Origin of the sequence: Aquimarina rhodophyticola, from assembly GCF_042434915.1 — a bacterium.
Taxonomy (GTDB): domain Bacteria; phylum Bacteroidota; class Bacteroidia; order Flavobacteriales; family Flavobacteriaceae; genus Aquimarina.
On the sequence record NZ_CP170198.1, the window covers coordinates 2,482,309 to 2,507,352 of the forward strand.

Here is a 25,044-nt window from a genome sequence, read left to right on the forward strand (position 1 = left end):
AGTTTTTGATATTAAAAATCCTTTGCTAGACGCAAGCCATTAAACTGCCATCTTAGTGTAGGATGAAAAAAGTTGCGGTATGTTGGTCTGGTATGATGTTTTGAAGTAGCTACAGAACCTCCGCGTAATACTTTTTGATTAACCATAAATTTTCCATTATACTCCCCAAGGGCTCCAGAGGCTTTTTTATAACCTGGGTATGGTAAATACGCGCTTTCTGTCCATTCCCAACGTTTTCCCCAATTAAAAAGATGTTGAGAAGCTTCCCACTCAAATTCTGTAGGTAACCTTTGTTGTTTCCACTGGGCAAATGCAAAAGCCTCATAGTATGAAATATGAGAAAGCGGAGCATTTAAAACAAGTTCCTTTAAGCCTTGCATAGTATATTGTTGGTAACCTGAAGCATCTTTAAACCAATAAAGAGGCAGAGAAATGTTGTTTTTGGTGATCCAATCCCATGCTTCTGCGTGCCAAAGCAAAGTCTCTTTGTAACCTCCGTCTTCGATAAATTCTAAAAATTCCCAGTTCGTAACTAGTCTATCCGATATTGAAAAAGACGACAAATAAACTTTATGCTTACCTTGTTCATTATCATAACAAAAACCTGCACCCGAATATCCTATCTCATAAATACCTGCTTCCAAAGAAATATAGTTGGATGCACCGCTAAATAGCGGGTTTTCACAAAATGTATCATTATATTTAGGTAACAATGGATTATTTCCTAAAATATATTTGATATCTGTCAATAGAAGTTCCTGATGTTGTTTTTCGTGATGAATACCGATTTCAACTAAGTCGTATATCTCTATACTCTTAGTTTCTTCTATTAGGTTTTGAACATGAAAAGTTACATAGTCCCTATATTCATAAACTTCTTTTACAGTAGGTCGCGATAGATTACCTCTATCTGTTCTAACCACTCGCTTCCCAAAACTCTCATAGTAACTATTGAACACAAAGTCATATTGAGAATGAAAACGTTGGTATGCTGTTTTAAATTTGGTGAGAATAAATTCTTCAAAAAACCAAGTTGTGTGACCTAAGTGCCATTTTGGAGGCGAAACATCTACGATTGGTTGTACTACATAATCCTCTGTTTGTAAGGGAGCACAAATCTCCTCAGAATGAGATCGGGTTTCTAAAAATTCTGATAATAAATCAACGGTACTACTCATAAAAAAGTGTGCATCCTTTTGGACATGCACACTCAAATTTAAGTATTTTTAAAATGGATAAAGATTTATCAGTAGTTAATCAGTTGTTAAAAGATAGTACTATCCTGGTTTTCTAAAGGTAATAGGTACTTTATAGACTATTGCGATAGGCTTATTACCCCATTTACCTGGGTCCATCTTAGGGATTTTTCTTATTATTCGAATACCTTCTTGCTGAAGATACCTGTGTGCACCGGTTACTTCTAATATTTCGACTTTCCCTTTTTTATCTATCATAAATTCGATTTCGACGGTGCCTTCTAATCCGTCCTTAACCGCAATTTCTGGATATTCAAAATTCCTAATAATATGGGTTCTTAGCTGATTATCAAAACACTGTATAGGAGTTTGTCTAGAACTTTCACACTTAGGCCACATTGGGGTAATGCCCTTTTCATTCGCATTTTCTTGAGACAACATAATTCCATCTTGAGAAAAAGCATTTACAGTAAAAAAAATGGTTAAAATAAGTAAAGTTTTTTTCATAATTCTTCAGTTTTAATTGGGGGTCAAACTGCAACAGCTCCTTTAATATGAGGATGCGATTTATAGTCCTTTAATACAAAGTCATCAAAAACGAAGCCAAAAATATCTTTGACCTCAGGATTGAGCTCTATGGTAGGTAAAGTAAAGGGTGTTCTAGACAATTGCAATTGAAGTTGTTCTTTGTGGTTATTATAAATATGAACATCTCCAAATGTATGAATAAACTCTCCTAATTCAAGATCACATACCTGCGCGATCATCATTGTAAATAGTGCATAAGAAGCTATGTTGAAAGGTACACCCAAAAATACATCTGCACTACGCTGATATAGTTGACAAGAGAGCTTATTATCCGCCACATAAAATTGAAAAAATGCATGACATGGTGGTAATGCTGCTTTACCTTGTGCAACATTTTCAGAAAATGTTTGAGAAGTGTCTGGTAAAACACTTGGGTTCCAAGCAGAAACCAACATTCTTCGACTGTTGGGATTAGTTTTCAAAGTTTTTATAAGATCTTTAATTTGATCGACCTCATCACCATTCCAGTTTCTCCACTGATACCCATAAATAGGACCCAAGTCCCCATTTTCATCTGCCCAATCATTCCATATTTTCACACCATTATCAGTCAAATACGAAATGTTTGTTTCTCCTTTTAAAAACCATAGTAATTCATGGATTATTGATTTGAGATGTAATTTTTTTGTGGTAACCATAGGAAAACCTTCACTTAGATCAAATCGCATTTGATATCCAAAAATACTTTTGGTTCCTGTTCCAGTTCTATCACCCTTTTCATTGCCATTTTCTAGTACATGTTGTACAAGATCAAGATATTGCTTCATAGTAAATACGACCTTCTATTAAATATTTTCACCTTTAATTTCAAATATACAAAAATATGTATTCTAGCTCTTATGATTTAGCTATGGTATTAATATTTTTTTTGTTAAAAAAATGATTATCCAATAATCATCCCAGCAATGGTAGCTGAGAGCAACGAGGCGATTGTTCCTCCTAGCAATGCCTTCATACCAAACTCTGAAAGTGCTTTTCTTTGACCAGGCGCCAAAGAACCTATTCCCCCTATTTGTATACCGATAGACGCAAAGTTAGCAAACCCACATAGCATATAAGTTGCCATAATTACTGATTTATTATAAGTAAGATGCAAAGGGTTTAGAGGGTTTTTAAGATCTGCCAATTGGATGTATCCTACAAACTCACTCGCAGCTAGTTTTATACCTAACAGTTGGCCCATTAACATCATATCCTCTTTGGCTATACCAATTAACCACATTAATGGCGAAAATAGAATACCTAAAATAGACTCTAAAGAAAATACAGCGTAAGGCGTATTAGCAGCTAACACTTCATTTAAACCAGTCCATACACCAATTTTATTAAAACCATAATTAATCATGGCTATAAAAGCGATAAAAACTAGAAGCATCGCACCAACATTGGCTGCTAATTTTAGTCCCTCAGTCGTACCATTAGCGATTGCATCCAATATATTTGATCCAATTTTTTCTGAAGAGACTTCTACATTTGTATTAATTGGTTCTTGCTGTGGATATAAAAGCTTAGAAATAACAATTGCTCCAGGCGCTGCCATTACAGAGGCGGCTAATAAATGTTTAGCAAATTCTAATCGCAGTACTGGATCTTCTCCTCCTAAAAATCCAATATATGCCGCCAACACTCCACCTGCAACCGTAGCCATCCCACCAATCATAACCAATAGAATTTCTGAGCGAGTCATACGTTCTAGATATGCTTTAATCATAAGGGGTGCTTCAGTTTGACCAAGAAAAATGTTACCCGCAACGCTTAGACTCTCAGCTCCTGAAATTCCCATTAACTTAGTAAGTACCCAGGCCATACCTTTCACTACTACTTGTATTACACCCAAATAAAACAATACCGAAGTAAGCGCTGAAAAGAAAATTATAGTTGGTAGCACTTGAAATAGAAATATAAATCCAAAACTATCAACATCCATCATCCCTCCTAATAAAAATTCGCTACCAGCTCTAGTGAAATCTAGAATAAGTACAAACACTTTACCTACTAACTCGAAGGCATTTTGCACAACTGTAATTTTTAAGACACCGATTGCTAGTAGTAACTGCGCAATTAGGCCTATACCAACGGTTTTCCAATTAATCGCTTTGCGATTATTACTAAATATAAAGGCAATAAGCAATAACACTAGCATCCCTAATACACCTCTCCATAAACTTGTAAATGTAAATCCTTGATTTGGGACTATTGTAGATTCGTTTGATGGCGCAATACTTTTAACTTTAGCATCTTCAGAAATAAATGAAAATTTATCTCCGGCTTTTGTCAAAACTAACGTTGAATCACTTAATACAGTAATTTTATACCGTATTATAGAATCTTGTGCTTGTTCAGGAAAAAAAAGTAAAACATTATTTTGCTTAATATAATCACCTTCTAGACGTTCGGCGATTGCATTATACGTATATGAAAAAGTACCTTCTTTGAACTCTAAGTAATCTACTTTACCAGTCTCGAATAATTTTTCAATACCTTTAGAAGCGTCTTTTAACAACCACTTTTTTTCTATTGATTGTCCTGTTACTATAGCACTAATAAGGAATATAAACAGACCTGTAAGTAAACTCTTTTTCATAAAAATGTTTGAACGTTTGTAGAAGAATAAATAAATATCTTAAAAGTACAACAGCTATTCTCGTTTCGAAATTTCATCTCTTATTCTAGCCGCAAGTTCATAATCTTCATTATGCACCGCTTGATCTAGCATTTTATTCAACTCATCAATTGAGAGATCTTGGTAGCTCGTGCCTTTTGCTTCTGGCTCAATATCTTCAGCCACTAACTCATCTACTAAAAAATCTTCGACATTACTATTGTCATCCTCCTTTTTTGGATTGACTTTTAAGTAAATACCAGCTTGATCCAAAATATTTTTATAGGTAAAAATGGGAGCTTGAAAACGCAGTGCCAAGGCAATCGCATCGCTTGTTCTTGCGTCTATAATTTCTTCGACCCCTTCACGCTCACAGATGATGCTTGAATAAAAAACACCATCGACCAATTTATGAATTATAACCTGTTTTACAAGAATTGTAAAACGATCAGCAAAATTTTTGAAAAGATCATGGGTCAACGGTCTCGGAGGTTTAATTTCTTTCTCCAAAGCAATAGCAATTGATTGTGCTTCAAAAGCACCAATAACTATAGGAAGCTTACGATCCCCATCTACTTCACTCAAAATTAGAGCATACGCACCATTTTGGGTTTGACTATATGATATTCCTTTTATGTTCAGACGAACTAAACTCATAATATATTGTAATAGAAAAAGGCTGTTTGAACAATTGGACTTATACAAAGGTTCAAACAGCCCTCAATCGGGGCACAATTTATGAAAATTATGCGTTATTCGCTTTAAATTCCTTTAATTTTTCGATTAGTTGTGGCACAACCTCAAAGGCATCACCCACAATACCATAATCAGCTGCTTTAAAAAACGGAGCTTCGGGATCGTTGTTTATCACTACCTTAACTTTACTCGCATTTATTCCTGCCAAATGTTGGATAGCACCAGAAACTCCAATCGCTATATATAAATTAGAAGCTACAGGTTTACCCGTTTGCCCAACATGTTCGCTATGCGGCCTCCAACCCATATCACTTACTGGCTTAGAACATGCCGTAGCAGCTCCCAAAACTTGCGCTAAGTCTTCAATCATACCCCAGTTTTCGGGACCTTTAAGACCTCTACCACCAGAGACTACAATTTCAGCATCCGCTATAGAAACTTTATCCGTAGCTCTATCAACCGCAGTAACTTCAACAGTAAAATCATCATCTGATAGTGTCGGTTCAAAATCCTCAACTGTAACATCTACTTTATCCTCATGCAATCCAAAGGCGTTGTTAGACAAACCAACAACTTTTGTATCTGTATTGATTTCGGTAAAATTAAAAGCTTTATTGGTAAAGGCAGTTCGCTTTACTGTGAACGGTGATGTACTTTCTGGCAAAGCGACTACATTAGAGGCGTAACCTGCATCGAGATGTACTGCTAACAATGGTGCTATAAATTTACTATCTGCACTTGAACTTATCACTATTACCTTTGCTGATTCTTTTTGAGCTGCTTGTTTCAAAACATCGGTATAAGCTTTTGCATTAAAAGTTTTTAATGTATCATTTTGAACATTTAATACTTTATCCACACCGTAAATTCCTAAATCATCATTTTTATCGGCACCAATTGTCACTGCTGTAACTGTAGTACCAAGTGACTTTGCAATAGCTCTAGCATAGGAAGCCACTTCAAAAGCGGCCTTTTTAAACTTGCCCCCTTCATTTTCTGTATAAACTAATACTGACATATTTCTAATATTTTGACGGTTTTTCTATTGAAAACCAATTTCTTTTATAACCTTTTTCTTAAATGACTTTTGCTTCGTTATGCAGTAAATCAACTAATTGACCTATGTTATCTGGCGAAACTAACGTAACCTCTCCCTTTGGAGCAGGTTTTTCAAACTTAACAGCTTTTGTTTCATTTTGTACATCCACTGGATCTTTAACTGTAAGCGGTTTTTTTCTAGCCATCATAATACCTCGCATATTGGGAATACGCAAATCACTCTCTTCTACCAAACCTTTTTGACCACCAATAACCAAAGGAAGTTTTGCTTTTGAAGTCTCTTTTCCTCCATCTATCTCACGTATAGCAGTTGCTGTATCGCCCTCGATCTCAAGACCAATGCAGGTATTTATAAAATTAGCACCCGTAAGAGCAGCGATCATCCCTGGCACCATACCCCCGTTATAATCGATAGATTCTCTACCAGCAATAACCAAATCATAAGCTCCTTCTTTGACCACATTAGCTAGTTGTTTTGCTACAAAAAAACCATCTGTAGCCTCTGTATTAATGCGAATCGCATTATCTGCACCAATGGCAAGAGCTTTTCTTAAAGTCGGCTCTGTCTCAGCGCCTCCCACATTAACTACATCGACTGATGCTCCTTGCTTTTCTTTAAACCACATTGCACGTGTTAAACCAAATTCATCATTTGGGTTAATCACAAATTGAACTCCATTCGTATCGAATTTTGTGTCTCCTTCAGTAAAATTAATTTTTGAAGTAGTATCCGGCACATGGCTAATACAAACTAATATTTTCATTTTATAACTGGTGTTTTTTTGAGTAATAATTAATTAAGACGAAGGTACAAATAAAATGTCTAATTTACTATGCGTGCATAATAAAATTTTTAGCATTCCATCCTTCCCGAAGGGTATTAATTCCTATTTTTGCCTTTCGAACAGGACAAAAATAATTCTTTATAAATGAAAACTATACAATTCAGAGAAGCAATTTGCGAAGCAATGAGCGAAGAAATGCGCCGAGACGAATCTATTTATTTGATGGGTGAAGAGGTAGCAGAATATAATGGAGCTTATAAAGCTAGTAAAGGAATGCTTGATGAGTTTGGTCCTGAACGGGTAATTGACACCCCTATTTCTGAGCTTGGATTTTCTGGTATCGGTGTAGGTAGTGCAATGAATGGGAATCGGCCAATTATAGAGTTTATGACTTTCAACTTTTCTTTGGTCGGAATTGATCAAATAATTAACAATGCCGCAAAGATGCGACAGATGAGTGGAGGACAGTTTAACATTCCAATTGTATTTAGAGGTCCCACCGCTTCTGCAGGACAATTGGGCGCTACACACTCTCAAGCTTTTGAAAATTGGTTCGCTAATACTCCTGGACTTAAAGTTGTTATTCCATCAAATCCTAAAGATGCCAAAGGATTATTGAAATCTGCCATTCGCGATAATGATCCTGTTATTTTTATGGAAAGTGAGCAAATGTATGGTGACAAAGGTGAAATGCCAGAAGGCGAGTTTACAATTCCATTAGGTGTTGCCGAAATAAAAAGAGAAGGTTCTGATGTTACAATAGTTTCTTTTGGAAAAATTATAAAAGAAGCATATAAAGCCGCTGAAGAACTACAAAAAGATAATATATCATGTGAAATTATCGATTTACGCACAGTACGACCATTAGATTTGGATGCTATTTATAAGTCTGTTAAAAAAACAAATAGATTAATTATTCTTGAAGAAGCTTGGCCTCTTGCTAATATTGCATCAGAGATATCGTATCAAGTACAATCTAATATTTTTGATTACCTAGATGCTCCTATTATTAAAATAAATACGGCTGATACACCTACACCATACTCACCAGTCCTTTTTGAGCAATGGTTACCTAATAAGGAAGATGTAAAGATAGCTGTCAAAAAAGTTATGTATAAATAGCAATAACACAACCACCCCCTCTTTACCTTAGTATGGCCTATTTAAATTCTTAACAGAAGCTTAGCAGACCCAAAAAAGGTGATTTGTAAATAAATTATATTTTTATCCTTTTTTAAATACTATAGATGAAATATTGGATCTTAGGGGTTTTTGTTATTTTGACAACTACTTTTTCTTTTGCACAAACCAAAGTAAGTGGTCATGTATACGACAGTTTTGAACAACCCGTGCCTTTTGCAAATGTTGTTTTTGAAAACTCGACCATCGGAACTATAACAAATGAAAACGGGAAATTTTATATTGAATCCGACGCGAATTATAGCGCAATCAAAGTTTCTTTTATCGGATTTAAAACTCAAACTATCACATTAGATCGCAGTGCTAATTACGAGGTAGAAATAATTTTGGAAGAAGAAACCGCATCCCTTGATGAGGTTGTTATTTATAAAGGAAAAACTTCAAAAAAGAACAATCCGGCTATAGATATCCTTAGAAAAATTTGGGAAAATAGACGTGACAATGGTGTAAAAAAATTCAAACAATATTCCTATGATAAATATGAAAAGTTAGAGTTTGATTTAAATACTATTGATAGTGCTCTAATAAACAGTCGTGTTTTTAACGGAATGGAGTTTATATTTGATGATATTGACACTTCCCGCATCTCGGGTAAAACATATTTACCTATATTTCTTAATGAAGCGATATCAAAGGTATATGGGGATAACATTTTAAATGAGACTAAAGAGGTTTTAACTGGAAATAAAAATGCTGGTTTCAGTAATAACCAGACACTTATTGCTTTTGTAAAAGATCTCTATTCAGATTACAATATTTACGACAATTACCTAAAGTTCTTTGATAAAAGTTTTACAAGTCCGCTCTCGAGAACGGGTATTGGCGTATACAATTATGTGCTTTCTGATAGTGCGTATGTAGACAATAAATGGTGTTATAACATTGTTTATTATCCTAGACGTAAAAACGAACTTACCTTTAAAGGAGATTTTTGGGTTAATGATACTACTTGGGCTGTAAAACAAATTAGCCTAGAAGTAACAAAAAGTGCTAATATAAATTGGGTTAAAGACTTGTATATAGAACAAGAATTTGATGTACTTAATGATTCCACTTTTTTAATTACTAAAGACTATTTTCAGTCAGATTTTGCCTTTAGTAAAAAAGAAAAATCCAGAGGTGTTTACGGAAAACGCACAACGCTTTATGATAATTACAAGTTTGACATACCTAAAGATAAAAAATTCTATCAAAGTCAAATTGATCCCTATAACGAAGATGTCTATAATAGAGATGATGAATTTTGGTCAAATTCTCGTATGGAATCCCTTAATAAAGACGAAGCTAAAGTGTACAAACTACTCGATACGTTGCGTACAGTCAAAGCATTTAAACGTCTTTACAATATAGGGACCATTTTAGCTTCGGGTTATGTAGAGTTTAATGGCTTTGATTTTGGACCCTTATTTTCAACTTTTGGATACAATAATATTGAAGGTTTTCGTCTTAGAGCTGGGGGTAGAACTTATTTTACGTCAAATGATCAGTGGAGGATCGAAGGCTACGGAGCTTATGGCTTTAAAGACGAAAAATTTAAATACGGCATCTCGGGTAAGTATTTATTGGACAGGAAATCTCGCCTTATTATTACTGCTGGTAATCGCAGAGATGTAGAACAACTTGGTGCAAGTCTGACCAATACCAATGATGTTGAAGGTCGAAGTTTGGCTTCCTCATCAGTAATCTCAACGGGGGATAACAATCGTTTAACCTCTATCAATCTTACTGCATTTTCACTAGAAATAGAGCCTCGTAAAAATCTTACTGTAGGGGTCACAGGATCGTTTAGAAAACTTAAACCAGCGGATCGAGATTTATTTAGTTTGGATTTTTATGATCCCGAAACCAATGAGTTGAAATCTGAAATTAAACAAACAGAAATCTCTACTAAAATTACGTATTCACCTGGCAGAAAAACTACGGGTTATGGTGTTGACCGCATCATCGTAAATGATGGAGATTATGCACAATTATTCTTAAATTACAGTGCAGGACTCAAAGGCATAGCCGAAAGTGATTTTGAATATGAAAAGCTTCAGTTTTTTTATAGACAACCTTGGAACGTTGGTGGTTTTGGAAAGTTAAATAGCTCTTTAGAGGTAGGTAAAACCTTTGGTACTGTACCCTTAGGACTATTAAGCGTTGTCCCAGGTAATCAAACGTATTTATCAATTTATAATACATTTCCCCTCCTCAATTTCTACGAATTTGTTACCGACACCTATACATCTCTCCATTTGGAACATAACTTTAACGGAAGAATTTTTTCAAGAGTTCCTCTATTACGTAAACTCAATTTGAGAGAACTCGTCGGTTTAAGAGGAGTCTGGGGAGAACTATCTGAAGAAAATAGATTAATCAGTGAACCTTCTGAATTACTTCTCATCGCTCCAGATGAAGAAATATATTGGGAATATAGTGTTGGAGTTGGTAATATTTTTAAAATTTTTAGAATTGACTTTCATTTCAGAGGTAATTATTTTGATAATCCAGATGCCCGAAATTTTGGGGTAACTGGATCCTTCGGTTTCTATTTTTAAAATATAGCACAATAATTTATTCATTAGAAGCAAGTTAACACTGGCAACTTCTAATGTTTCACCATTTCAAATCTTTTAAAACTTTAAGAAATTAATAATTTTGCATAAAATTTAGATATAAACTTTATCCAACCCCCTGTATTTGTTATATTTGCCGCCCATTAAAAGTAGAATAAATATGAGCGCAGCAACACGCGAGAGTTTTGACGTTTTGATCGAAATTCCAAAAGGAAGTAGAAATAAATATGAATACGATTTTGATATAAAGAAGGTACGATACGACCGTATGATATTTTCTTCTATGATGTATCCAGCAGATTATGGTTTTATTCCTGAAACTTTAGCCCTTGATGGTGACCCTCTAGATGTTTTGGTATTAGTAACAGAACCAACATTTCCTGGTTGTGTTATGGAGGTAAAACCAATAGGCGTTTTTCATATGGCAGATGAAAAAGGTCCTGATGAAAAGATTATTTGCGTACCTGTTTCTGATCCTATTGCAAATAGTATTTCTGACCTAAGTGAATTAAACCCTCATTTAATTAAAGAAATTGAACATTTCTTTCAAGTTTATAAAGATCTTGAAAAGAAAAAAGTAGATGTAGGCGACTGGGGCAATCAAAATGCAGCTAAAGAAATTATCAAAGCGTGCGTAAAACGCTTTGAGGATTTAACAGATAAACCTAAAGGGCTCTTTAGTATTAGCTAACACACGGTATAAATTATACAAAAAGCGCAATATTTTATTAAAAATATTGCGCTTTTTGTATTTAAATGAATTTTACTACATTTAAACTTCATTAACTAAATTTAAATTTTATGCAATCAAACATGATCCTTATCCCCATAGCCTTAGCTATTTTGGGGTTGTTATTTATGCTCATAAAAATGTCGTGGGTTAAAAAACAATCGCCTGGGAATGAAAAAATGCAACAGATCTCCAAAAGCATTAAAGAAGGTGCCCTCGCCTTTTTGTCTGCAGAATATAAATTACTTTTAATCTTCGTACTTTTTGCCTCTATGGCACTCTTTGGAATCTCCATGTTTGTAAAAACGACAAGTTGGATGATTGTACCCGCTTTTATTATTGGTGCTATTTTTTCTGCACTTGCAGGTAATATAGGGATGAGGATTGCTACAGATGCGAATGCCAGAACTGCAGAAGCAGCAAAAACAAGTCTACCGCAAGCTTTGAAAGTTTCTTTTGGAGGCGGAACAGTGATGGGTTTGGGTGTAGCAGGTTTGGCTGTGTTAGGCTTGAGTCTATTCTTTCTATTCTTTACCAACCATTTTATGACAAGTACTGGTAATTTATATGATAATATGACTATTGTTCTTGAAACTTTGGCTGGGTTTTCTTTAGGAGCTGAGTCCATAGCATTATTTGCCCGTGTTGGAGGAGGGATTTATACCAAAGCAGCAGATGTAGGAGCAGATCTGGTAGGTAAAGTCGAGGCTGGAATACCAGAAGACGATCCAAGAAATCCAGCTACAATAGCTGATAACGTAGGAGACAATGTAGGTGATGTTGCTGGTATGGGAGCAGATTTATTTGGCTCTTATGTAGCTACGGTATTAGCTGCGATGGTTCTGGGTAATTATGTTATTCGTGACATGTCTACAATAACTCCATTTACAGACGAGTTTAACAATATGGGGCCTATACTTCTCCCAATCGTAATTGCTGGAGTTGGAATTTTAGCTTCTATTGTTGGGACATTTTTAGTATCTATTAAAAACAATGATGCAAAAGAAACTCAAGTACAACGTGCACTGGATATAGGAAATTGGGGCGCGATTATCTTAACAGTTATTGCAAGTTATTTTTTGATACAATATATGCTACCTGAAACGATGCAAATGAACTTTTTTGGAGAAGGAACTAAAGTGATACCTTCGATGAACGTTTTTTATTCCTGTATCATCGGTCTAGCGGTGGGTGCGTTAATTTCTGTAGTTACTGCATATTACACTAGCTTAGGAAAAAAGCCTGTTTTGGATATTGTAAAAAACAGTTCTACTGGTGCTGCTACTAATATAATTGCAGGTCTAGCTGTTGGTATGCAATCAACATTTCTATCTGTTTTATTATTCGCAGCTGCTATTTACGGCTCTTATGAACTAGCGGGATTTTATGGAGTAGCTTTAGCCGCTTCGGCTATGATGGCTACTACCGCTATGCAATTGGCTATTGACGCCTTTGGACCCATTGCAGATAATGCAGGTGGTGTAGCCGAAATGAGTAATCTAGATGACCATGTTAGAGAGCGTACAGATATCCTAGATTCTGTAGGAAATACTACAGCGGCGGTTGGTAAAGGATTTGCAATTGCATCAGCAGCACTAACTGCTTTGGCTCTTTTTGCTGCGTACGTTACATTTACTGGTATTGATGGTATCAATATTTTTAAAGCTGATGTTTTGGCAGCACTATTTGTGGGTGGCATGATCCCGGTAGTTTTCTCTGCATTAGCTATGAAATCTGTTGGAAAAGCAGCGATGGAAATGGTTCAGGAAGTACGTAGACAGTTCAGAGAAATTCCTGGTATTCTAGAAGGAACGGGTACTCCAGAATATGCAAAGTGTGTAGCTATTTCGACCAAAGCAGCATTAAAAGAAATGATACTTCCTGGTTTGATCACTATTATTACTCCTATTCTTGTTGGAGCTATTTTTGGAGCAGAACCTTTGGGTGGTTATATGGCAGGTGTTTGCGTATCTGGTGTGATGTGGGCCATTTTTCAAAACAATGCAGGTGGTGCATGGGATAATGCAAAAAAATCATTTGAAGCAGGTGTCGAGATTGATGGACAAATGACGTATAAAGGATCTGATGCTCATAAAGCCGCTGTTACCGGTGATACAGTTGGAGATCCGTTTAAAGATACCTCGGGACCCTCTATGAATATTTTGATCAAATTAACTTGTCTAATAGGTTTAGTCATTGCGCCTATATTAGGCGAGCATGAAACAGCTACTGTTCTTACATCCAATCAAGTTATAGAAAGTACAGCTCCTCTTAATGCACAAAATTTTGAAGTAGAAATTAGCGTCGTAAATGAACAAGCAACTGCTACCGTACAATATTTTATAAATGGTGAAAAAATTATAAAAACCTTCTCAGGTTCAGAAGCAACTGTAAGGAAAGATATCCAAAACCTTAAAGACTCCTTAAAATAAAGTAAATAACAATATAAAAAACCTCGTCTCTCGACGAGGTTTTTTTATCTTTAACATCAAGATATTTTCATGTTTAAGAAAAAGCCATTAAGAATTAATTCATACTTAAGTTACGGTACTATAGCTCATTTTAGAGCATCAGGAAGGGCTTTAAAGTTTAGAAATGTTGAGTTTATCGACGATCTGGGTCGTTTAAAAACCCTTATTAATATTTACAAACAATTTGAAAGTGATGAAATTAGGAACACGCAATTAAACATTAAACTTTCGAATGGCTTATCTTTTGAAACAAAAACTGATAAAGAAGGATATTATATTTTTGATAAAGATATCAAAAATTTAGATCGTTTAACTAGCAGTATGGGTTGGGTTTCATATCTCGTTTCCTATAAAAATGCGGAGCAAAAAATTTTAAAAGATAATATTTTTGAGGGTCAAATGCTTATCCCTTCCAAAAATGCTAATTATGGAATTATCAGCGATATTGATGATACTATTTTACACACTGGAGTAGCTTCATTTATGAAATGGAGATTGATTCGAAATACATTTTTTAGAAATTTTGATAAGCGTATGCCTTTAGAAGGTACTTCACAATTTTATAAAAAGCTTCAGTTGGGAACTCTTGACAAACCCTTAAATCCTTTTTTTTATATAAGTAATAGTCCATGGAATCTATACGATTACTTAACCGCCTTTTTACAACGACATTATTTCCCAAAAGGCCCAATTTTATTAAGAGACTTAAAACATCCTTTTGAGAAAAAACCTAAAAACAAGTTACCACATAAAGAAAAGGAAATTATTAATTTACTTACCCTCTACCCCAATCTAAAATTCGTGTTAATTGGGGATAGTGGAGAAAAAGATGCAGATATTTACACAAAAATTGCTGCTCAATACCCCAATAGGATTTTAGCAATTTATGTGAGAAGTGTTAATCACACTGGGCGATTCAATCGCATTCAACGTATAGTCGACTCTTTCAAAACAACGCCAATATTACAGGTAAAAACATCCAAAGAAGCAGAGATTCACGCACGCAGTATCGGGTTGATTAAGTAGTGAAAGGTTTAATTTTTTAAACTCCTAACTTCTGAAGTTAGTGTTTTCATAGCTTCTTGCAATTGCTTTAAACTAGCATTGTCTGTGTGAGAATCAATATTAAAACTAAGTTTACTATTTACCTCCCATAATTCCATTACTTGATGAGCGTGTATTTGATAGGGCAAATATTCTGCATTTAAAGAAACTAAAGTAAGAATATTTGCGTCTGGATTTTTGCGAATTTTTTTTACAACAACACTATCTTCTAAAACGATTACATAAATATTAGCATCAGTAACTTCCGATAAATTAGATATTGCTTTACCTATCACCCACTCCTTAGGTTCTAGAACAGGCAACATACTGTCTCCTTCAACCTGAAAACCTCGATAGGTAGCATTACGATATTCTGCTAAAGGAATATTAAAGGCTGGTAATTGTTGATACCAATCAATATCTTGAACATTTTGAGGATATCCTGCCGCGGCTTTCACATTAACTAGGACCATATTCTCATTATCCTCGGCATCTACGGTTACTACTTTAGGAGAAACATCAACGGTATTGATTTGAATACTCTTTTGATCACTATCACCAAAAAGCCATAATGGATTCAAATTGAACTCACGCAACAAATTAGCGACTACTCTACCAGAGATCTTCGTTTTCCCACGCTCTATATCTGCGGTAGAATTTTTAATGCCCAAAACTTTGGCAAATTCTGATTGAGTAAAATGTTGTTCTTCACGAATCTGTTTGAAACGTTTAATAGTTTGGTTGGTTGAATGTTCCATACTAAAATTGATGTTTTTGGAATTGTTCGTAACAAATATATTAAATTTTGGAATATTTCCAATTTTAACACTTGTGAATTTTTATTTTAATGGAATTATTCCATAAATTTGGAATCTTTACTAAATCAAATAAAAATGAATACGCTATCTACACATATACCCGTAAAAGAACACGTTGTAAAATATTCGCTTAACAATACCATCGGTGTTCTTGATCAACTTGCTCTTACGCTATCAAAAAAAGGAATTGATTTTAAAAGAAATCACTCCATAGCTAATTACACTTTTGACTTCTACAATCCTAAGTTAAGACTAGCCATCGAAGTTGATGGATATGCTCACGAATTCTCGGATATTATGAATCAAGACACTCAAAAAAAATTATTAATACCTTCGCTAAACATCCATGTTTTACGTTTCACAGATCATCAAATTTTGGTAGATAGTGAAGAAATAATAAGGGCTATTAAAACTCATGCTTCTTTAAACCAACAAGTATCATATGTCGATTGATCGCATAGAAGAAAAACTATCAATCCTTGCAGATGCAGCCAAATATGATGTGTCGTGTTCTAGTAGTGGAGCCAAGAGAAAAAATAAAGATAAAGGCTTAGGTAACGCTACTAATAGTGGTATTTGTCATAGTTATACAGAAGACGGACGCTGCGTCTCATTATTAAAAATTCTACTTACCAACCATTGTATCTTTGATTGTGCTTATTGTGTTACCAGAAAAAGTAATGATATTAAAAGAGCTGCTTTTAAGATACAAGAAGTAGTAGACCTTACTATTAATTTTTATAGACGTAATTATATTGAAGGTTTATTTTTAAGTTCTGGAATTTTCAAAAGTCCTGACTATACTATGGAACGATTGATTCAAGTAGCCAAAAGACTTCGTCTAGAAGAAAATTTTAACGGATACATTCATTTAAAATCAATACCCGGGGCAAGTGACGAATTGATGCGTGAAGCAGGATTATACGCTGATCGATTAAGTGTTAATATAGAAATTCCAACAATATCTGGATTAAAATTATTAGCTCCCGACAAGGACCACAATGATTTTATTAAACCGATGTTGAAAGTCAAAAACGAAATCATTCAATACACTGCTGAAAAAAAATTAATCAAAAGCACGCCTAGATACGCACCCGCGGGTCAAAGTACGCAAATGATTATTGGAGCCACTGGAGAAAGTGATCGTGATATTATGTACTCTGCAACACACTATTACAAAAATTACAATATGCGTCGAGTATATTACTCTGGCTATATCCCTATTAGTACTGATAGTAGACTCCCATCGATACAATCAGAAGTTCCTATATTAAGAGAAAATCGCTTGTATCAAACAGATTGGCTTCTTCGATTTTATGGTTTCAACGTTACCGAGCTATTGAATGAAGAAAATAAAAATTTAGAACTTGATATTGACCCTAAATTAAGTTGGGCACTTCGCAATTTAAATTTGTTTCCGATAGATATAAACAAAGCAGACAAACGTTTATTGGCAAGAGTTCCAGGTATTGGAATGCAATCCGTAAACAAGATAACACAAGCAAGACGTTTTAGAAATTTAGATTGGACCCATTTAAAAGCAATTGGGATCGCTTTAAATAGAGCACAATATTTTATTACATGCAATTCCCGCAATTTCAATTCAAAAGATTATTCTGCAGAGCAACTTAAATATATCATCATAGCCAATTCAAAAAGTAAATATCAAAAACATTTTAATCAACAATTAACTTTATTCTAGAAGTAATATTATAGTATTATGACTACAAAATTACTATATGACGGAAGCTTTGAAGGACTCTTGACATGTATATTTGTAATTTTTGAAGAACAGATATCTAACTTTAGCATTCAAAAAAATCTTGAAGCAACACACGAGCTTTTTGGTACTTCTGAAACTGTGTATACTGATTTAAAAAAAGCAGATCGTGTTTGGACTGGTTTTAAAAAGAGAAGTACAAAAACTCAACAACAAAAAGTACTCAAAGTCTTTTTGAGTGAAATTAAAGGTTTGGAAAATACGCTTGCTATATATTTTGTTGAACTATTTACAAAAAAAAGAAATATCGGAAATGATTATAGTAACCCTACAATAGTAAAGATTAGCCAAGTGGCCAAAATGGTGAGTCGAGAAAAACACAGAATGGAAGCTTTTGTTCGTTTTCAACAAACCAAAGATAACCAATACATCGCCTATGTAGAACCTGATTTCAACGTTTTACCTTTGATTTCTTCACACTTTAAAGATCGGTATGCAGATCAACAATGGCTAATTTATGATAGTAAAAGAATGTATGGAATATATTATGATTTAAATGAAGTTAAACTTATTACCCTAGACTTACCATCAAAAACTGAACATAAAATCAAAAAAAATATAGCAAGTGATACAGAGTTTAACTATCAAAGATTATGGAGCACCTATTTTGAAAAAGTTAATATTTCCTCTAGAAAAAATACCAAACTACACACTCAACATATACCTTTAAGGTATTGGAAATATCTTACTGAAAAAACTACAATTTTATAAATCGATCCTATCAGTTTTTTTTCTCAATGACCTCTAATAATTACAAAATAAATCAATTGAAGCTTAAAATTTTTTATTAAAATTATTAGGTATGCGCAATAAAATTTTAAATAAATAAAATAATACACTAGATTTGGCGTTAAATAACCCATTAACTATATCTATCAATTATGAAAAATTTATTTTTAGGAGCAGTAGCTGTATTATTATTATCAGTTACTTCATGTAAAGAAACAGCTAATAAAGCTGAAGAGGCAGGAGATGCAATCGAAAATGCAGCTGAAGAGGCAACTCAAGCAGCAACTGATGCTGTTCAAGAAGCAGATAGTGCTCTTGAAGAAGCTGGTGATGCTTTAGAAGAAGCTGGTGAAAATGCTAGCGATGCTGCAAAAGAAGCAGTTGAAGAAGCTGACAAGGCTATCGAAGAAGCTGGAGATGCTTTAGAAAAAGCTAAAGAAGACGCTAAAAATGTTATGAACTAAACATCATACCATTTCAATAGAGTATTACAAACCATCCTTTTTAAGGATGGTTTGTTGTTTTAAAACCGAATCCATTCAGTTTTATGTTTAATATCACTTCTTGTCACCTCTGCTTTTTCGTTAGTATTGTAATGTCCCATATAAAAAAAGCCGAGACAGCGTTCTCCATCTTTCATTGCAATCAAATCTTGCAAGTAATCCTTTAAAATTGGGCTGCTCCAATAACATCCAATATTGTTTGCTTCACACGTTAACCACATATTTTGAACTGCCATAGCAACTGCCGCTATCTCTTCCCATTCGGGAACTCTTTCTTTTGGGTCTCGTTGCATACATATAGCAATAATTGTATCAGTCGCTTTACAATTATCTAAAATTTTCTTGTGCTTAAAAGGCGAAAAACTAACATTTGGTGTAATATCGGTGTAGGTATCTGACAAAAACTCACCCAACCTATCCTTTGCTGCTTCTCTAAAAATTTTGAATCGCCAAGGTTCAGTTTTTTTATGAGAAGGCGCCCAGTTTGCGTTGGTCAAGATTTGATTGATTAAGTCAACACTAATTGGTTTATTAGTATATTGAGCAGGAAAAACTGAGCGTCTGTTTTGAATAAGTTCGTCTATAGTATATATCATTCTGCTGTAATTTTAAAGAATTGGGTAAACTACCATTTTGATTTAAAAAAGTAAGCATTCCAATTCGATCTTATGAAAAGTTTAATATATCTTTCTCCAAAAAGTGCTGCTTTCCCTTATTCGAACTTGTTTGATATCACTTTCAAAAAAGCCAACTGTAAGATTACTTGCGCTGTAGCACATATTGTTGCTTACCTTGTTTTACCAATTTATAAGATGATCTTATAGCATCAGCGCCTTTGACATGTAATGAATCCGAAAGTATCCTTAACCAATCAACACGATCAACTATTACATCATCCAATATCACATCCTCCATATTGGCATTGGTGAGAACTGTTCCCCATAGTTTTGCTTCAGATAAATCCCCTCCTTTTAAATTACTGTTAGTCAAATTAGCATGCGTTAGATCTGCACTCAGTAATTCGGCCTTTTCCAAATTAGTGTTACGCATTTTAGTGTTTTTTAATATGGCATCTGAGAGATTAATTTCTTTTAAATTGGCATTATTAAGCTCTGCTCTTTCCAAATTAGCAGCTGGCATCTGAGCTGCACTAAAATCAGAAAAATCTAATCTAGCATATTTCAATCTTGCATCTCTTCCCAAATTAACCTGTTTCAAATCCGTGTAGTGAAAATCTGCCGAGTTAAGTATATCTTGAGAGGACTCTGCACTTAAATCACTTTTTAATAAACTAAATAACAATTGACCACGCTCTGGACTAATAGGTTGTTTGATAAGTACCCCATCGTCAATATAACGATAAGGCTTCATTGCCATACAGAGACTTACAATCCTAGCTTCAAGTGTTTTACTTATATTTCGTGCACTGGACCCTTTATACTTAAGTTCTTCATTTAAGTCTCCCAATACATCCCCCATCAAAAACACTAATGAAGATCGCCTGTCTGCTTCAATTAGACTTGTCTGATTATTAATATATTTATTCTGATTGTAGAGCAATGCCGTTTGAAAAACTAAAATCAAAGATGGGATTATTGTCATAAACAAAGCAAAAATACCTATTCGCGTAAATCTATAAATGATATTAGATATGACATTAGCAACCGTATCTACTGATAATGTCTTGGCATTTTTATATTCAAAAATTGCATTTTCAATACTCTTTTTTAATCGAATTCCTAAAAACGGAATACTTGATTTTTTTAGCAACCAAAAACCAAAACGTTTTTTACGTTTCTTCTCTGTTTCTATCTGTTCAAGTCTATGTTGGAGAATTTTTTTATCATTCTCTAACTGTTTAATATATGTTTCTTGAGACACTTAATCGAGTTTTAAATATTTATTAAATAGGCAAAATTACATAACGTTATAAAGATAAGTGATATTTGAAATACACTCAGTTTTTAATCAAAATCTGTTGTAAACGCTTTACTAAAATCGATAAATACTATATTATTTTTTAAGTCTCAAGTAAATAGCTTATAAAATTTTGAACAAACTATCTTTTGCTCATCTCCACATGCATTTTATTTTCCTAAATCCATACTAATGTATTTTAGATTTTCTTCCTAAATCATAAATGCTTCGGTATAAAATGAGATCTTCAAATACAGTCTACTTAACAATACTTCACAAAAACTCAAATACACACTTTTTAAAAACAATCTTATAATATGTTTTCTTGTAGAAGGCATTAATATAACTTTAGTCAGAGTCGGTTAAACTCTGTTAAAGCACGCAAACAAGCGTTTTACCTTTAGTAGCTTTAAAAAAAAGAGTAAAATGAAAGCATATAGAAATTTAAATTTACAGTACATTAATGGTGAATGGAAGGAAAGTTTGAATACTACCTCTAAGATCGACAATATCAATCCATATTCTGAAGAAAAAATTCATACAATTAAAGGTGCTACAAAGACAGAAGTAGACGAAGCATTTTCAGCTGCAGCCAACGCTTCAACTACTTGGAGTAAAACTTTACCCCAAGAACGTTCTGAGGTACTTCACAGACTCACGCATAGTATGCAAAATCGCAAAGATGAAATTATTGATTGGTTAATAAAAGAATCAGGAAGCACCTTTACAAAAGCCACCATCGAATTTGACACATGTATTAATATAATTAAAGAATCCTCGTCCTTTCCCTTACGTTCACATGGATTCATCTTTAATTCTGGAACTCCTGGTAAAGAAAGTAGAGTTTACCGCAAACCTTTGGGCGTTATAGGAATAATTAGTCCGTGGAATTTTCCTTTACACCTCTCTATGCGTTCTATAGCTCCCGCAATAGCATTAGGAAATACTGTCGTTATTAAACCCGCATCTCAAACTCCTGTTACTGGCGCAACCTTACTTGCCAAACTTTTGGAAGAGGCCGAATTGCCAAAGGGAGTTTTTAACGTAGTAATTGGAAAAGGTTCTGATATTGGCGATTACTTTGTGCAACATCCAATCCCAAAACTTATTTCATTTACAGGCTCAACCCCTATAGGTAAAAATATTGGTAAGCTTGCTGGAGAGGCACTAAAAAGAGTGTCACTAGAACTTGGAGGTAATAATGTTTTTATTGTAATGAAAGATGCCAACATAGATGAAGCTGTAGCTGCTGCTATTTTCGGAAAATTTATGCATCAAGGACAAATTTGTATGTCTATCAATCGACTTGTCATACATGAAGAGATTGCCGATGAATTTGTTTCAAAATTTACAAAAAAAGTTAATAAATTAAAGGTTGGAGATCCAAGTGATAAAGAAGTCACCATCGGACCTCTAATAAACAGTGATCAGGTTGCACGCATTCAAAAAGATATCGAAGCTAGTAAAAAAGCTGGAGCAAAAGTCCTTTTAGGTGGAAACGCAAAAGGTGCACTATTAGAAGCTACTATCTTGGATCATGTTACCGATGATATGCCCATTGCAGAAAATGAAATTTTTGGACCTGTCGCCCCTATCATCCGTTTTAAAACAGAAGAAGAAGCTTTAAAGATTGCTAATTCAAAAAACTTTGGACTTAGCGGAGCTTTACATACCAAAAATATAGAAAAAGGAACTGCATTTGCGAGAAATGTAGAGACTGGCATGATTCATATAAATGATCAAACTGTGAATGATGAGGCAAATGCTCCTTTTGGTGGTGAAAAAGGTTCTGGACTTGGACGCTTTAACGGTGACTTTGTATTAGAAGAGTTTACTCGACTGCAATGGGTTACACTGCAGCATAAGAAAAGAAATTACTCCCCTTTTGCTTAAAAGTAGTAACACAAAGACACTTCTTTGCCTAATTGTCAAAGAAGTGTTTTAATATGTTATTTTCTAAATCGGTAACGGACCAAAAAATTATTTACTTTTGTCATACACATTTCATTTAATTTTATGTTACCCTTATGATAATTCCCAAAAAAACTGCAGATGAAAAAAGACGTCTTCTTTCATTAAAAAATCTTGAAATTTTAGATACTCTTCCAGAAAATGAATATGATACTATTACCGAACTAGCAGCTTTTATTTGCAATACCAATACCTCCTTAGTTTCTCTTATCGATGAAGAACGGCAATGGTTTAAATCCAGAAAAAATATGGCTTTATCTGAAACCCCAAGAGATCATTCGTTTTGTGCTCATGCTATTAATGACCCTAAAAAGACATTTGTAATTCCCGATGCATCAAAAGACGAACGTTTTTTTGACAATCCTTTAACGCTTTCAAAAACACCTGTTATTTTTTATGCAGGCGTGCCTTTAATTGACAAACAAGGACATGCCTTAGGTACATTATGTGTCATTGATGATAAGCCTAACACTCTTTCGCAAGAACAAGAAAAGGCTCTTAAAAATCTAGCCATACAAGTAGAGAAATTATTCGAACTAAGAAAAGTAAATAGTGAACTTGAGCAAACAAAACTCGCATTAGAAACACACAATAATTTATTAAAAGATTTTGCTGGGATCGCATCGCATGACATGAAAATGCCTCTTGCAAATATGATTTTAACATCAGATCTTTTATTAAAAAAATATGAGCCTGTTTTAGATATTACTGGTTTTAACTACCTATCATATATCAAAAAATCTGCATTGTCACTTAGTGATTATATATCTAATATTTTAGATCATTACGAAAGTACTGCTTACAATAAAAATAATGTTGAATCATTCGATGTCAATACGCTTTTAGAAAATCTTGTAGAATTACTACATATCAAGTACGATTGCGAAGTGCATCTACCTGACCTCAACATAGAAGCTACCTGTAATAAAATCGCATTAGAGCAAATTTTTCTTAATCTCATTGGGAATAGCCTAAAGTACAATGATAAAAACCCAATTCAGATTTTTATCAACGCTTCGATATTAGAGGATTATTATGAATTTAGTGTTCGGGATAATGGGATTGGAATTGAATCTGATCAGATAGCATCTGTATTTGAATTATTTGCAACCGTTGGCCATTTAGATAGGAACGGTAATAAGGGTCACGGGATAGGATTATCGACAGTTAAAAAACTAGTAGACACTTTGGATGGTACTATTAATGTTGACTCAAAAATAGGGGTTGGTACCACCTTTACCTTTACGGTAGCCAAGCAAAATTAGGACAACTTACTTGTGTACATAGTTGTATTAGTCTAATGATTAGCTTCAATCAATACTACCTCTTATCGGTTTTTTAAAACTTTATACCGAAAAACTCAATTTTTAAACTTCGAAAAAACTTTTAATGAGTTGGTAATTAAGAGCTTTGAGATTACTAAAATAGTTTTTAAAATGCAGATTGAGCACACCTTTTTGATTGACAACGATAGAACAACAAATTTTTTAAATCAATACTTGCTATTGAAATATGGGTCTTTTGGGAGAATTCATAAATTTAATAGCTGTATGGAAGTGGTTTCATATCTTGAAAAATACCATGCTAATTTTCAACAAAATTTAAGTGTATTGTTTTTAGAAATTCATATGCCATCGATGGATGGATGGGAGTTACTTATTAACCTAAAACGGTTACGCCTTAAATACGCACTCAATGTCAAGGTAATCATTTTATCCACAACTGCTGAGACTTGGTTCTATAGACGCAGGCTCCAATTTGAATTTATCGTAGCATGGGTAAAAAAGCCATTATCACAAGAAAAGCTAAATACAATATTAAATCGACAACGTCTTCTTAGATTAAAGTCCTAAATATAAAGTCTAGTGATAATACACACCAACTTTATTCTAACTAAACACCTCTGCAGTACATAAATTTTATTTGTTAGGTATAGTGCATCTATTAAATAGATAGAAACAGGGCAAGTCGATACTTTGTAAAATAAGAAGCATACATATGCTTTGCCAAGAATCGAACTAAAAGTATATCGAGTAGTATTATCTCTTATTAACGCTACTCATGATCCTAAAGCTAATCCATGCTATAAATATAATTTAAAAGTTTTGAAACATATAGAGATACTAAAATCGATAAAACAAAAAACCCTCCCGATCAACGACCGAGAGGGTTAAGTACTGAAGGCGGGACTTGAACCCGCACGGGCCTTACAGCCCATTGGATTTTAAGTCCAACGTGTCTACCAATTCCACCACTTCAGCATGGTATATTTTCTCAGAGCGAAAGACGGGATTTGAACCCGCGACCCTCACCTTGGCAAGGTGATGCTCTACCCCTGAGCTACTTTCGCAGTTTTTTAAAGAACGTCGCAATACCTGATTGCGGATGCAAATTTAA

At 34.2% G+C, this 25,044-nt stretch carries 22 protein-coding genes and 2 tRNA genes; 12 read left to right on the plus strand and 12 right to left on the minus strand.

Annotated elements, in window-relative coordinates:
• Positions 1 to 11 precede the first annotated feature (11 nt).
• From egtB to ACE939_RS10805, 7 genes are all read right to left on the minus strand, one after another.
• Positions 12 to 1,178 carry an ergothioneine biosynthesis protein EgtB gene (egtB, locus tag ACE939_RS10775; protein ID WP_378188438.1) on the minus strand — a complete coding sequence of 389 codons (1,167 nt, stop codon included), beginning with the start codon at positions 1,176 to 1,178 and terminating at the stop codon, positions 12 to 14.
• 99 nt (positions 1,179 to 1,277) lie between these two features.
• Positions 1,278 to 1,703 carry an energy transducer TonB gene (locus ACE939_RS10780; RefSeq protein WP_378185587.1) on the minus strand — a complete coding sequence of 142 codons (426 nt, stop codon included), beginning with the start codon at positions 1,701 to 1,703 and terminating at the stop codon, positions 1,278 to 1,280.
• A 23-nt stretch (positions 1,704 to 1,726) separates the two neighbouring features.
• The gene (locus ACE939_RS10785; RefSeq protein WP_378185588.1) at positions 1,727 to 2,551 is read right to left on the minus strand and encodes a thymidylate synthase; all 825 of its coding nucleotides are present in this window, start codon (positions 2,549 to 2,551) and stop codon (positions 1,727 to 1,729) included.
• A 116-nt stretch (positions 2,552 to 2,667) separates the two neighbouring features.
• Positions 2,668 to 4,368, minus strand: a complete 1,701-nt coding sequence (locus ACE939_RS10790) for a NupC/NupG family nucleoside CNT transporter (protein ID WP_378185589.1) — start codon at positions 4,366 to 4,368, stop codon at positions 2,668 to 2,670.
• Between the two features lie 54 nt (positions 4,369 to 4,422).
• The gene (locus ACE939_RS10795) at positions 4,423 to 5,043 is read right to left on the minus strand and encodes a bifunctional nuclease domain-containing protein (protein ID WP_378185590.1); all 621 of its coding nucleotides are present in this window, start codon (positions 5,041 to 5,043) and stop codon (positions 4,423 to 4,425) included.
• An 88-nt stretch (positions 5,044 to 5,131) separates the two neighbouring features.
• Complete coding sequence (locus tag ACE939_RS10800; protein WP_378185591.1) at positions 5,132 to 6,100, minus strand: electron transfer flavoprotein subunit alpha/FixB family protein; 969 nt, start codon at positions 6,098 to 6,100, stop codon at positions 5,132 to 5,134.
• Positions 6,101 to 6,158: 58 nt separating this feature from the next.
• Positions 6,159 to 6,905: an electron transfer flavoprotein subunit beta/FixA family protein gene (locus tag ACE939_RS10805; protein WP_378185592.1), complete on the minus strand. Its 747-nt coding sequence runs from the start codon at positions 6,903 to 6,905 to the stop codon at positions 6,159 to 6,161.
• A 165-nt stretch (positions 6,906 to 7,070) separates the two neighbouring features.
• Here ACE939_RS10805 and ACE939_RS10810 point away from each other — a divergent pair, with 165 nt between their 5' ends.
• From ACE939_RS10810 to ACE939_RS10830, 5 genes are all read left to right on the plus strand, one after another.
• A complete protein-coding gene (locus tag ACE939_RS10810) occupies positions 7,071 to 8,048 on the plus strand; it encodes a pyruvate dehydrogenase complex E1 component subunit beta (protein WP_378185593.1) in 978 nt (325 codons plus the stop codon).
• 125 nt (positions 8,049 to 8,173) lie between these two features.
• Positions 8,174 to 10,666: a DUF5686 family protein gene (locus tag ACE939_RS10815; RefSeq protein ID WP_378185594.1), complete on the plus strand. Its 2,493-nt coding sequence runs from the start codon at positions 8,174 to 8,176 to the stop codon at positions 10,664 to 10,666.
• 178 nt (positions 10,667 to 10,844) lie between these two features.
• Complete coding sequence (locus tag ACE939_RS10820; RefSeq protein ID WP_378185595.1) at positions 10,845 to 11,375, plus strand: inorganic diphosphatase; 531 nt, start codon at positions 10,845 to 10,847, stop codon at positions 11,373 to 11,375.
• Positions 11,376 to 11,485: 110 nt separating this feature from the next.
• Entirely contained in the window at positions 11,486 to 13,846 is a 2,361-nt protein-coding gene (locus tag ACE939_RS10825; RefSeq protein WP_378185596.1) for a sodium-translocating pyrophosphatase, read from the plus strand.
• Between the two features lie 69 nt (positions 13,847 to 13,915).
• Positions 13,916 to 14,911: an App1 family protein gene (locus ACE939_RS10830; RefSeq protein WP_378185597.1), complete on the plus strand. Its 996-nt coding sequence runs from the start codon at positions 13,916 to 13,918 to the stop codon at positions 14,909 to 14,911.
• Between the two features lie 8 nt (positions 14,912 to 14,919).
• Here the strand turns inward: ACE939_RS10830 and ACE939_RS10835 are convergent, their stop codons facing one another.
• On the minus strand, positions 14,920 to 15,687 hold the full coding sequence (locus ACE939_RS10835) for an XRE family transcriptional regulator (protein WP_378185598.1): 768 nt from the start codon (positions 15,685 to 15,687) through the stop codon (positions 14,920 to 14,922).
• 135 nt (positions 15,688 to 15,822) lie between these two features.
• Here ACE939_RS10835 and ACE939_RS10840 point away from each other — a divergent pair, with 135 nt between their 5' ends.
• The 4 genes from ACE939_RS10840 to ACE939_RS10855 all read left to right on the plus strand — a co-directional run bounded on the left by ACE939_RS10840 (position 15,823) and on the right by ACE939_RS10855 (position 18,720).
• Positions 15,823 to 16,200: an endonuclease domain-containing protein gene (locus ACE939_RS10840; RefSeq protein WP_378185599.1), complete on the plus strand. Its 378-nt coding sequence runs from the start codon at positions 15,823 to 15,825 to the stop codon at positions 16,198 to 16,200.
• A complete protein-coding gene (locus ACE939_RS10845) occupies positions 16,190 to 17,449 on the plus strand; it encodes a putative DNA modification/repair radical SAM protein (protein ID WP_378185600.1) in 1,260 nt (419 codons plus the stop codon). The genes ACE939_RS10840 and ACE939_RS10845 overlap by 11 nt, the downstream gene beginning before the upstream one ends.
• An 18-nt stretch (positions 17,450 to 17,467) precedes the next feature.
• Positions 17,468 to 18,238, plus strand: a complete 771-nt coding sequence (locus ACE939_RS10850) for a TIGR03915 family putative DNA repair protein (RefSeq protein ID WP_378185601.1) — start codon at positions 17,468 to 17,470, stop codon at positions 18,236 to 18,238.
• Between the two features lie 170 nt (positions 18,239 to 18,408).
• Positions 18,409 to 18,720 carry a hypothetical protein gene (locus ACE939_RS10855; protein ID WP_378185602.1) on the plus strand — a complete coding sequence of 104 codons (312 nt, stop codon included), beginning with the start codon at positions 18,409 to 18,411 and terminating at the stop codon, positions 18,718 to 18,720.
• Between the two features lie 59 nt (positions 18,721 to 18,779).
• On the opposite strand, the gene ACE939_RS10860 is transcribed toward ACE939_RS10855, so the two are convergent.
• Positions 18,780 to 19,355 carry a nitroreductase gene (locus ACE939_RS10860; protein ID WP_378185603.1) on the minus strand — a complete coding sequence of 192 codons (576 nt, stop codon included), beginning with the start codon at positions 19,353 to 19,355 and terminating at the stop codon, positions 18,780 to 18,782.
• 163 nt (positions 19,356 to 19,518) lie between these two features.
• A complete protein-coding gene (locus ACE939_RS10865; protein WP_378185604.1) occupies positions 19,519 to 20,640 on the minus strand; it encodes a pentapeptide repeat-containing protein in 1,122 nt (373 codons plus the stop codon).
• A gap of 462 nt (positions 20,641 to 21,102) precedes the next feature.
• Here ACE939_RS10865 and ACE939_RS10870 point away from each other — a divergent pair, with 462 nt between their 5' ends.
• From ACE939_RS10870 to ACE939_RS10880, 3 genes are all read left to right on the plus strand, one after another.
• On the plus strand, positions 21,103 to 22,569 hold the full coding sequence (locus ACE939_RS10870; protein ID WP_378185605.1) for an aldehyde dehydrogenase family protein: 1,467 nt from the start codon (positions 21,103 to 21,105) through the stop codon (positions 22,567 to 22,569).
• A gap of 134 nt (positions 22,570 to 22,703) precedes the next feature.
• A complete protein-coding gene (locus ACE939_RS10875) occupies positions 22,704 to 23,912 on the plus strand; it encodes an ATP-binding protein (RefSeq protein WP_378185606.1) in 1,209 nt (402 codons plus the stop codon).
• 171 nt (positions 23,913 to 24,083) lie between these two features.
• Positions 24,084 to 24,500, plus strand: coding sequence for a response regulator (locus ACE939_RS10880; protein WP_378185607.1), 417 nt, complete (start codon positions 24,084 to 24,086; stop codon positions 24,498 to 24,500).
• Between the two features lie 322 nt (positions 24,501 to 24,822).
• Here the strand turns inward: ACE939_RS10880 and ACE939_RS10885 are convergent.
• Positions 24,823 to 24,908 (minus strand) — tRNA-Leu (locus tag ACE939_RS10885).
• Positions 24,909 to 24,925: 17 nt separating this feature from the next.
• Positions 24,926 to 24,997: transfer RNA gene (locus ACE939_RS10890), tRNA-Gly, on the minus strand.
• Between the last annotated feature and the right edge of the window lie 47 nt (positions 24,998 to 25,044).

Coding starts and splice junctions, on each gene's coding strand:
- ACE939_RS10860 (WP_378185603.1), bottom strand. CDS start 19,355: ATGATATATACTATAGACGAACTTATTCAAAACAGACGCTCAGTTTTT.
- ACE939_RS10850 (WP_378185601.1), top strand. CDS start 17,468: ATGACTACAAAATTACTATATGACGGAAGCTTTGAAGGACTCTTGACA.
- ACE939_RS10870 (WP_378185605.1), top strand. CDS start 21,103: ATGAAAGCATATAGAAATTTAAATTTACAGTACATTAATGGTGAATGG.
- ACE939_RS10840 (WP_378185599.1), top strand. CDS start 15,823: ATGAATACGCTATCTACACATATACCCGTAAAAGAACACGTTGTAAAA.
- ACE939_RS10845 (WP_378185600.1), top strand. CDS start 16,190: ATGTCGATTGATCGCATAGAAGAAAAACTATCAATCCTTGCAGATGCA.
- ACE939_RS10820 (WP_378185595.1), top strand. CDS start 10,845: ATGAGCGCAGCAACACGCGAGAGTTTTGACGTTTTGATCGAAATTCCA.
- ACE939_RS10785 (WP_378185588.1), bottom strand. CDS start 2,551: ATGAAGCAATATCTTGATCTTGTACAACATGTACTAGAAAATGGCAAT.
- ACE939_RS10800 (WP_378185591.1), bottom strand. CDS start 6,100: ATGTCAGTATTAGTTTATACAGAAAATGAAGGGGGCAAGTTTAAAAAG.
- ACE939_RS10805 (WP_378185592.1), bottom strand. CDS start 6,905: ATGAAAATATTAGTTTGTATTAGCCATGTGCCGGATACTACTTCAAAA.
- ACE939_RS10830 (WP_378185597.1), top strand. CDS start 13,916: ATGTTTAAGAAAAAGCCATTAAGAATTAATTCATACTTAAGTTACGGT.
- ACE939_RS10880 (WP_378185607.1), top strand. CDS start 24,084: ATGCAGATTGAGCACACCTTTTTGATTGACAACGATAGAACAACAAAT.
- ACE939_RS10825 (WP_378185596.1), top strand. CDS start 11,486: ATGCAATCAAACATGATCCTTATCCCCATAGCCTTAGCTATTTTGGGG.
- egtB (WP_378188438.1), bottom strand. CDS start 1,178: ATGAGTAGTACCGTTGATTTATTATCAGAATTTTTAGAAACCCGATCT.
- ACE939_RS10810 (WP_378185593.1), top strand. CDS start 7,071: ATGAAAACTATACAATTCAGAGAAGCAATTTGCGAAGCAATGAGCGAA.
- ACE939_RS10815 (WP_378185594.1), top strand. CDS start 8,174: ATGAAATATTGGATCTTAGGGGTTTTTGTTATTTTGACAACTACTTTT.
- ACE939_RS10855 (WP_378185602.1), top strand. CDS start 18,409: ATGAAAAATTTATTTTTAGGAGCAGTAGCTGTATTATTATTATCAGTT.
- ACE939_RS10835 (WP_378185598.1), bottom strand. CDS start 15,687: ATGGAACATTCAACCAACCAAACTATTAAACGTTTCAAACAGATTCGT.
- ACE939_RS10790 (WP_378185589.1), bottom strand. CDS start 4,368: ATGAAAAAGAGTTTACTTACAGGTCTGTTTATATTCCTTATTAGTGCT.
- ACE939_RS10875 (WP_378185606.1), top strand. CDS start 22,704: ATGATAATTCCCAAAAAAACTGCAGATGAAAAAAGACGTCTTCTTTCA.
- ACE939_RS10795 (WP_378185590.1), bottom strand. CDS start 5,043: ATGAGTTTAGTTCGTCTGAACATAAAAGGAATATCATATAGTCAAACC.
- ACE939_RS10780 (WP_378185587.1), bottom strand. CDS start 1,703: ATGAAAAAAACTTTACTTATTTTAACCATTTTTTTTACTGTAAATGCT.